General features: G+C 57.0%; 1 protein-coding gene. It reads left to right on the forward strand.

Annotated elements, in window-relative coordinates:
- Nucleotides 1-25 precede the first annotated feature (25 nt).
- On the forward strand, nt 26-8,541 hold an 8,516-nt coding region (locus tag L1N82_RS22530; protein WP_235289713.1), incomplete at its 3' end, for a non-ribosomal peptide synthetase.

Genomic DNA, 8,541 nt, shown 5'->3' on the forward strand with positions numbered 1-8,541 from the left:
CGAAGTCCATTGACATTGTTGTCACATGACCGAAAAGGCGGGGAGCAAGGCTGGAGCGTTGCTGGGGCATATGCTCCGCCGGATTGCTTTTACCGATGAAGAGAGGGGAACGATCCAGGTGGCTTTTGAAAAAGAAACGTTGTTTTGGAACGAGAAATTCGGTAGCGACGATTACACCTTGACACGGCTGCCTTACAGCAAAGCGCCAAGCTCCCTGGCGCCCATTATGAAAACCGTCGGCGGTTCGCTCTCGGAGGAAGCGGCGCAGCGCGTCCTTCAAATGAGCAAGGGCGCTCCGCTAGCCGCTTTTATGATTTTGCTCGCCGGTGTTCAGTCGCTCTTACATAAATATACAGGCGCTTCGGACATTCTGGTCGGTATGCCGGTTGTACGGAAACGGGCAGAGACGCGCCGATCCGTTAATCATACGGTCATTTTGAAAAATTCGCTTTCGGCGGGTGCGACTTTCAAAACGCTTCTGAGCGAGCTGAGGACTTCTTTGCCGGAGGCAATTCAGCATCAACATATTCCGTTCTTGAAAATGACGGAGAAGCTGGACCTGCAAGCTGCAGACGGGATACCCGTCGTTCATACGCTAGTATCCCTTAAGGAGCTGCATCTGGATGAAATCGGGCAAAACGTGGTCACGGATTGTTCTTTTGAATTCAGCTTAACCGGCGGGACGATCCAGCTAGCGCTGTCCTATAACGAGCACTTATATGACTCCGAATTTATGACTCGGGTCGTCGGCCATCTGAATCGCTTGCTGGCCGTGGGGCTTCACGAGTTGGAGCTGGACATCGTACGGGCGGATATGCTGCCTAAGGACGAGAAATTTCAATTGCTGCAAAGCTTTAACGATACCGAGAAGGACTATCCCCGTGACCGGACGATTCATCAGCTCGTGGAGGAGCAGGCGAAGCGGGTGCCCGAAGCGACGGCGGTTGTCTTTGAGGGGCGGCGGCTTTCGTACGCGGAGCTGAACGAACGGGCGAACCAGCTGGCGCGGACGCTGCGGTCGGTCGGCGTGCTGCCCAATCAGCTGGTAGGGTTGATGGCCAGGAGATCGCTGGAGATGGTCGTTGGCATTCTGGCGGTTCTGAAAGCTGGCGGTGCCTACGTGCCGATCGATCCGGAATACCCGGAAGAACGCATCCGCTATATTCTGGAGAACTCGAACGCGCAGCTGCTGCTGACTCAGAGGGAGCTGCTGCAGCAGGTGCCATTCGAAGGGACTTTGGTGGCGCTGGATGACGAGCAGTCCTACAGCCGCGATGGCTCGAACCTGGAGCCGGCCAGCGGTCCGGACGATCTGGCTTATGTCATCTATACATCAGGTACCACGGGCCAACCCAAAGGGGTCATGCTGGAGCATCGCGGGCTGGTCAGCCTGAAACTGACGTTTGCCCATACGCTTCGCACGACCGAACAGGATCGAGTGCTGCAATTCGCCAGCCTATCATTCGATGCGTCGTGCTGGGAGATGTTCAACGCTCTGTATTTCGGGGCGGCCTTATATATCCCGTCTACTGAGACGATTTTGGATAATCGGCTGTTCGAACGTTTCATGAACGAGCATGCAATAACGATCGCCACTTTGCCGCCAACATATGCGGCTTATTTGAATCCAGACCGCCTGCCGAGTCTGAGCAAGCTCATCACGGCGGGCTCCGCCGTTTCAGCTGAATTCGTGCAGCAGTGGAAAGACAAGGTACAGTACTATAACGCGTACGGTCCGACGGAGGCCTCGATCGCAACATCCGTGTGGGCAGCGTCTGCGTATGACGCCGAACGCACAGCGATTCCGATCGGACGTCCGATCTGGAACCATCGGCTGTATATACTAGGCGCACAGAATCAGCTGGCGCCTATCGGAGTGGAGGGAGAATTATGTATCGCGGGTGTCGGCCTCGCCCGGGGATATTGGAACCGGCCGGATCTGACGGCGGAGAAATTCATTGAACACCCGTTTGAGCCCGGAGAGAGACTGTACCGGACGGGCGACTTGGCCCGCTGGCTGCCGGACGGAAATTTGGAGTACTTGGGCCGGATCGACCATCAGGTGAAAATCCGTGGATTCCGGATCGAGATCGGCGAGATTGAAGAGCAGCTTCTGAAGATCGACTCCGTGCAGGAGACGATCGTAATCGCGCGGGAAGGCAAAAGCGGGCAAGAATTGTGCGCTTACCTGGTCGCGGGCCGCCCGCTTACGCTCGGCGAGCTGAGAAGCGCACTGGCGCAAAAATTGCCGAATTACATGATTCCGGCTCATTTTGTTCAGCTTCCGCGGATGCCGCTCACGCCGAACGGCAAAATCGACCGCAAGGCTTTGCCCGCTCCGGAAGGAAACGCACTGACCGGCGGCGCTTACGTAGCTCCCCGCAATGAAGTCGAGCGGACGCTTGCCGATGTCTGGCAGGCGGTATTGAACGCCGATCGCGTTGGGGTAACGGATCATTTTTTCGAGCTGGGCGGAGACTCGATTAGGTCTATTCAAGTATCCTCGCGGCTTCATCAAGCCGGATACAAGCTGGAAATCCGGGATTTGTTCAAATACCCGACGATTTCACAGCTCAGTCTGCATGTGAAACCGATCGGTCGTACCATCGATCAAGGCGAAGTAACGGGTGAAACGGCGCTGACGCCGATTCAGCATTGGTTTTTCGAGAGCTCCTTTGCGGACCCGCATCATTTCAACCAGTCGGTGATGCTGTACCGGAAGGAACGCTTCGACGAAGAGACGGTCCATCAGGTGCTGCAAAAGCTGGCCGAGCATCATGACGCCTTGCGGATGGTGTTCCGCAAGACGGAGCAAGGGTTTAGCGCGCGGAACCGCGCGATTCAGGAAGGCGGGCTGTTCACGCTGGACGTGTTCGACTTCAAGGACGCTGCGGAGAATACCGCGAAGGCTGTGGAAGCGAAGGCAACGGACATTCAAGCGGGCATCGATCTGGAGAACGGGCCCCTCGTGAAGGCGGGACTGTTCCGATGCGAGGACGGCGATCATCTGCTGCTCGCGGTTCATCATGCCGTGGTGGACGGCGTTTCTTGGCGTATTTTGATGGAGGATTTCGCTCTGGGTTACGAGCAGGCCGGCAAAAACGGGGAAATTCGTTTCCCGGCGAAAACGGATGCGTACCGCACTTGGTCCGAGCAGCTGGCCGCTTACGCACAAAGCCCGGAGATGGCGAAGGAACGGGCCTATTGGCAGGCCGTGGAACAAATTGAGGTGCCGGCCTTGCCGAAGGATATGGAGGCGGACGTTACGACGCAGCAGGACAGCGAATCGCTGTTCGTACGTTTGACTCCCGAAGAAACGGAGCTGCTGCTGAAGCGGGTTCACCGGGCCTACAACACCGAAATGAACGATATTTTGGTAACGGCGCTCGGCATAGCCGTTCGCAAGTGGACGGGACACGAACGGGTGCGGATCAATCTCGAAGGACACGGACGCGAGTCGATCGGAACGGATATCGACATCACGCGAACAGTCGGCTGGTTTACGACCAAGTTTCCGGTCGTCCTGGAGCCGGAAAAAGGCCGGGATTTGGCTTATCAGATTAAACAGGTCAAGGAAAGCTTGCGCCGCATTCCGAACAAGGGGCTTGGGTACGGCGTATGCCGCTATCTCTCCAAATCGGAGGATGGCTTTGTTTGGGGCGCAGAGCCGGAAATTAACTTTAACTACCTCGGCCAGTTCGACGATGATGTCAACCAGGACGAGATCGGCATATCTCCTTATTCCAGCGGAAGCCCGGCCAGCGACCGGCAGGCCCGCAGCTTTGTGCTGGATATCAACGGCATGGTGCAAGGCGGCGCTTTATCGCTCGATCTCAGCTACAGCCGGAAGCAATATCGCAAGGAAACGATGGAAGCCTTCGCCGAGCGGCTTGAGCAAAGTCTCCGGGAGCTCATTACTCACTGCGCAGGCAAGGAAAACACCGAGCTCACGCCGAGCGACGTGCAATTTAAAGGCTTGACCATCGCGGAATTAGAGCAGATTGCCCAGCGCCCGGGCCATCCCGGGGAAATCGAAAATATATACTCGCTTACGCCGATGCAGAAGGGCATGTGGTTCCACAGCGCGCTTGACCGGCAAACGGCCGCTTACTTCGAGCAGACGCGGTTTACGATGCGGGGAGCGCTCGACGTCCAGCTTTTCGAGAGGAGCTGGATGGAGCTAGCGAAACGTCATCTGGTGCTGCGAGCGAATTTTGTGAAAGGATCGGCGGGCGAGCCGCTGCAAATCATATACCGCGACAAGCCGGTCGGCTTTGAATATGAAGAGCTGCTACATTTGCAGGCGGACGAGAAACAAGCGTATTTGGATCAAAAGGCCGAGGATGACAAGCTTCGCGGCTTCGACCTGGAACATGACGCGCTCGTTCGGGTTACGATCCTGCGCACCGAGGATCAAAGCTATCATGTGCTGTGGAGTTTCCAGCATATTCTGATGGACGGCTGGTGCCTGGCGCAGCTGACGCAGGAGCTGTTTGAGACGTACTCGGCCTTGGCATCCGGCAAGCAGCCAGCGGGAGATAAGGGCTCGGATTATGGCGCCTATATCGAATGGCTGGAGAAACAGGACGACCAGGCGGCGTCCGGCTATTGGACGGCATTCCTGGCAGGTTATGAAGGGCAAACCGTACTCCCGGGACAAAAGGAACCGGCGCCAAGCGGCAAATTTACGGCTGATCACGTCACCGCCGAGCTGGGCAAGGACCTTAGCGAGCGGATGGACCGGGTGGCGAAACAACGCCTGGTTACGGTCAATACGCTGCTGCAAGCCGCTTGGGGCGTGATGCTGCAAAAATATAACGGAACAAACGATGCCGTATTCGGCAGCGTCGTGGCCGGAAGACCAGCGGAAATTCCGGGCATTGAGTCCATGATCGGGCTGTTCATCAATACGGTGCCGGTCCGCGTCACGAGCGAAGCGGACACCGTGTTCGCCGACCTGATGGCGAAGCTCCAAGAGCGGGCGCTGGAGTCCGGGCGTTATGATTACTATCCGCTGTATGAAATTCAAGCCCGCAGCGTGCAAAAGCAGAACCTGATCAACCATATCATCGCTTTCGAGAACTATCCGGTGGACGAGCAGATGGAGCAGGCGGGCGACCAGCAGCACGGCGACCTGACGATCGCTGACGTTCAGATGGAGGAGCAGACGAACTATAACTTCAACGTGACCGTGGTGCCGGGAGCCGAGATCGAAATCCGGTTCGACTTTAACGCCGAAGTGTTCGATAAAGACAGCATCGAGCGCCTCAAGGGGCATCTCGTCCATCTGCTGGAGCAGGTGACGGATAACCCGGAAATTACCGTGGGCGAGCTGGAGCTTGTGACGGAGGCGGAAAAGGCTGACCTTCTCGGACGTTTTAACGACACCACCACGGAGTTTCCGCGCGGGAAGACGCTTATTCAATTGTTTGAAGAGCAGGCGGAGCGCATCCCGGATGCAGCCGCCATCTCCATGAGTGAGCAGGAGCTGACCTACCGTGAGCTGAACGAACGCGTCAACCGCCTTGCCCGTACCTTGCGAAGCCATGGAATATCCAAAGGCTGTCTGGTCGCCATTATGGCTGAGCGTTCCATCGAAATGGTGGTGGGCATGCTGGCGGCACACAAAGCCGGCGCGGCTTACGTGCCGATTGACCCGGAATATCCCGAGGAGCGTATCCGTTTCCTGATCGAGGATTCGGGAGCGCAGGCTCTGCTGACGCAAAGCCGCTTGCAGGGGCGCCTGGCGGGTTCGGACTCCGTGATCTTACTGGATGAAGAGTCCTTCTATCACGAGGACGGCACTAATCTACATCCGGGCACCGAAGCGACGGATCTGGCCTGCATCATCTATACGTCAGGCACGACGGGCAAGCCGAAAGGCAACCTTGTTTCGCACCGTAACATCGTGCGGATCGTGCGAAATACGAATTATATCGACATCACTGATCGTGATCATGTCCTCCAGCTTTCGAGCTATTCATTCGACGGAGCAATCTTCGATATTTTCGGCGCTTTGACGAACGGAGCGCGGCTGGTGCTGGTTCCCCGCGAGACGCTGCTGGAAATCGGCCGGCTGGCGGATCTCATCCAGCGAGAGCGCATCTCGGTCATGCTGATTACGACGGCTTACTTCAACGTCCTTGTAGATGTGAACGTCGATTGCTTGCGGGATGTCCGGGCGATTTTGTTCGGAGGAGAGCGCGTGTCGGTCGGCCATGTGCGTAAAGCGCTTGCCCATATCGGACCGGGCAGGCTCAACCATCTGTACGGCCCGTCGGAAAGCACGGTGTACACCACGTACCTTCCGGTCGACTTCGTCGATGAGTCGGCGGCTACTGTACCCATCGGACGGCCGATCAGCAATACGACGGTGTATATCGTCGACAGCCGGAACAAGCTTCTGCCGATCGGCGTGGCCGGGGAGCTTTGCGTCGGCGGAGAAGGCTTGGTAGGCGGCTACAATAACCGGCCGGAGCTGACAGCGGAGAAATTTGTGGACAATCCGTTTGTACCGGGAGAACGAATGTACCGGACGGGGGATTTGGCGAAATGGCTGCCGGACGGCACGATCGAATACGTGGGACGGACGGACGACCAAGTGAAAATCCGCGGCTTCCGTATTGAGCTGGGCGAGATCGAAGCTCAGCTTCAGAAAGTGGAGGGGATTCGGAAAACGACGGTATTCGCGCGGGAAAATGCCTCCGGCGAGAAGCAGCTTTGCGCCTATTATGAAGCGGACCGCGAGCTTCCGGCAGCCGAGCTGAAGAGCGTGCTTTCCCAGGAACTGCCGGCCTATATGATTCCGGCGTACCTGATCCAGCTGGAGCGGCTCCCGCTGACGACGAACGGCAAGGTCGACCGGAAGGCGCTGCCGGCGCCGGAGGAGAGCTTGCAGCCGGGCGAAGGACGTATTCTGCCCCGGACGCCGCTGGAAGCCAGCTTGGCTGAAATTTGGACAAGCGTGCTCGGACTGGAGCACATCGGCGTTCATGACAACTTCTTTGACCTGGGCGGCCATTCCCTGCGGGCGACGACACTGGTGAGTAAGGTGCATCAGGAGCTGAACGTCGAGCTGCCTCTGCGCGACGTATTCCGCTGCCCGACGATCGAAGAGATGGCTCTCGCCATCTCCCGGACCCGTGAGCAGTCGTTCTCGTCGATTCCGCTGGCAGACACAAGAGCCTATTATCCGCTTTCCTCAGCACAGAAGCGGCTCTTTATTCTGAATCAGCTGGAAGGGGCCGATCAGAGCTACAACATGCCGGGCGTGCTTCAGCTGGAAGGATCAATTGACCGGAGCCTGCTGGAGAAGGCTTTCCGCGGGCTAATCGCACGGCACGAAACGCTGCGAACCGGTTTTGAGATCGTACAAGGCGAAGCGGTACAGCGCATTTACGAGAGCGTCGACTTTGCCGTCAAGTACCGTCATGCGAGTGAGGAAGAAGCGCCCGGAGTCGTGCAGGCCTTCATCCGGCCTTTCGATCTGGCGAAGCCTCCGCTGCTGCGGGCGGAGCTCGTAGAGCTGGCAGCCGAACGTTATTTGCTGATGTTCGACATGCACCATATCGTCTCCGACGGGGTTTCGATGGACGTGTTAGTCGAGGAGCTTGTTCGTCTGTACGGCGGCGAGTCATTAGAGCCTTTGCGCATTCAATACAAGGATTATGCGGTATGGCAGCAGTCGGACGAGCAAAAAGCGCAGTTGAAACGCGAGGAAGCTTACTGGCTGGACCGTTACCGGGGTGAGCTGCCGGTTCTGGAAATGCCGACGGACTATCCGCGTCCGGCCGTGCAGAGCTTTGAGGGACAGACGCTGACGTCTTTCGTGGATGAGGCAACCAGCCAAGGCTTGAAGCAGCTGGCCGCTCAAAGAGGAACGACGCTGTATATGGTGCTGCTGGCGGCATATACTGTGCTTTTGCATAAATACACAGGTCAGGACGATTTGATCGTCGGAACGTCGATTGCGGGCAGAACGCACGGAGACACGCAGCCTTTGATCGGAATGTTCGTCAATACGCTGGCGCTTCGCAACTATCCGGCTTCGGAGAAGACCTTCCTGTCGTATCTGGAAGAAGTGAAAGAAACGACCTTAGGCGCTTACGAGCATCAGAATTATCCGTTCGAAGAGCTCGTCGATAACGTGCAGGTCAACCGTGATTTGAGCCGGAACCCGTTGTTTGACACAATGTTCTCCCTGCAGAATCTGGAGGATAAAGAGTTTGAGCTGGAAGGACTGAAATTGTCGCCGTACCCTAGCGAATACGGCACAGCCAAGTTCGACCTGAGTGTGGATGTAACGGAAGAAAACGGCGGCCTGGAGTGCAGCTTTGAATTCGCAACGGCTCTTTATAAAGAAAGCACGATCCGGCGGCTGTCGGCTCATTTCGGACATTTGCTTGCGGATATTGTAAGCCGTCCGGATGCGAAGATTGCCGAGCTGAACTTGCTGACGGCAGAGGAAAGAGAACAAATCCTCGGCATGTTCCACCCGGCGCAGCCGGAAGCGGCTCCTGCGGCCGCATTCCACCGGCTGTT

Source organism: Paenibacillus tarimensis (genome assembly GCF_021532315.1).
In the GTDB taxonomy this organism is placed as follows: Bacteria; Bacillota; Bacilli; order Paenibacillales; family Paenibacillaceae; genus Paenibacillus_I; species Paenibacillus_I tarimensis.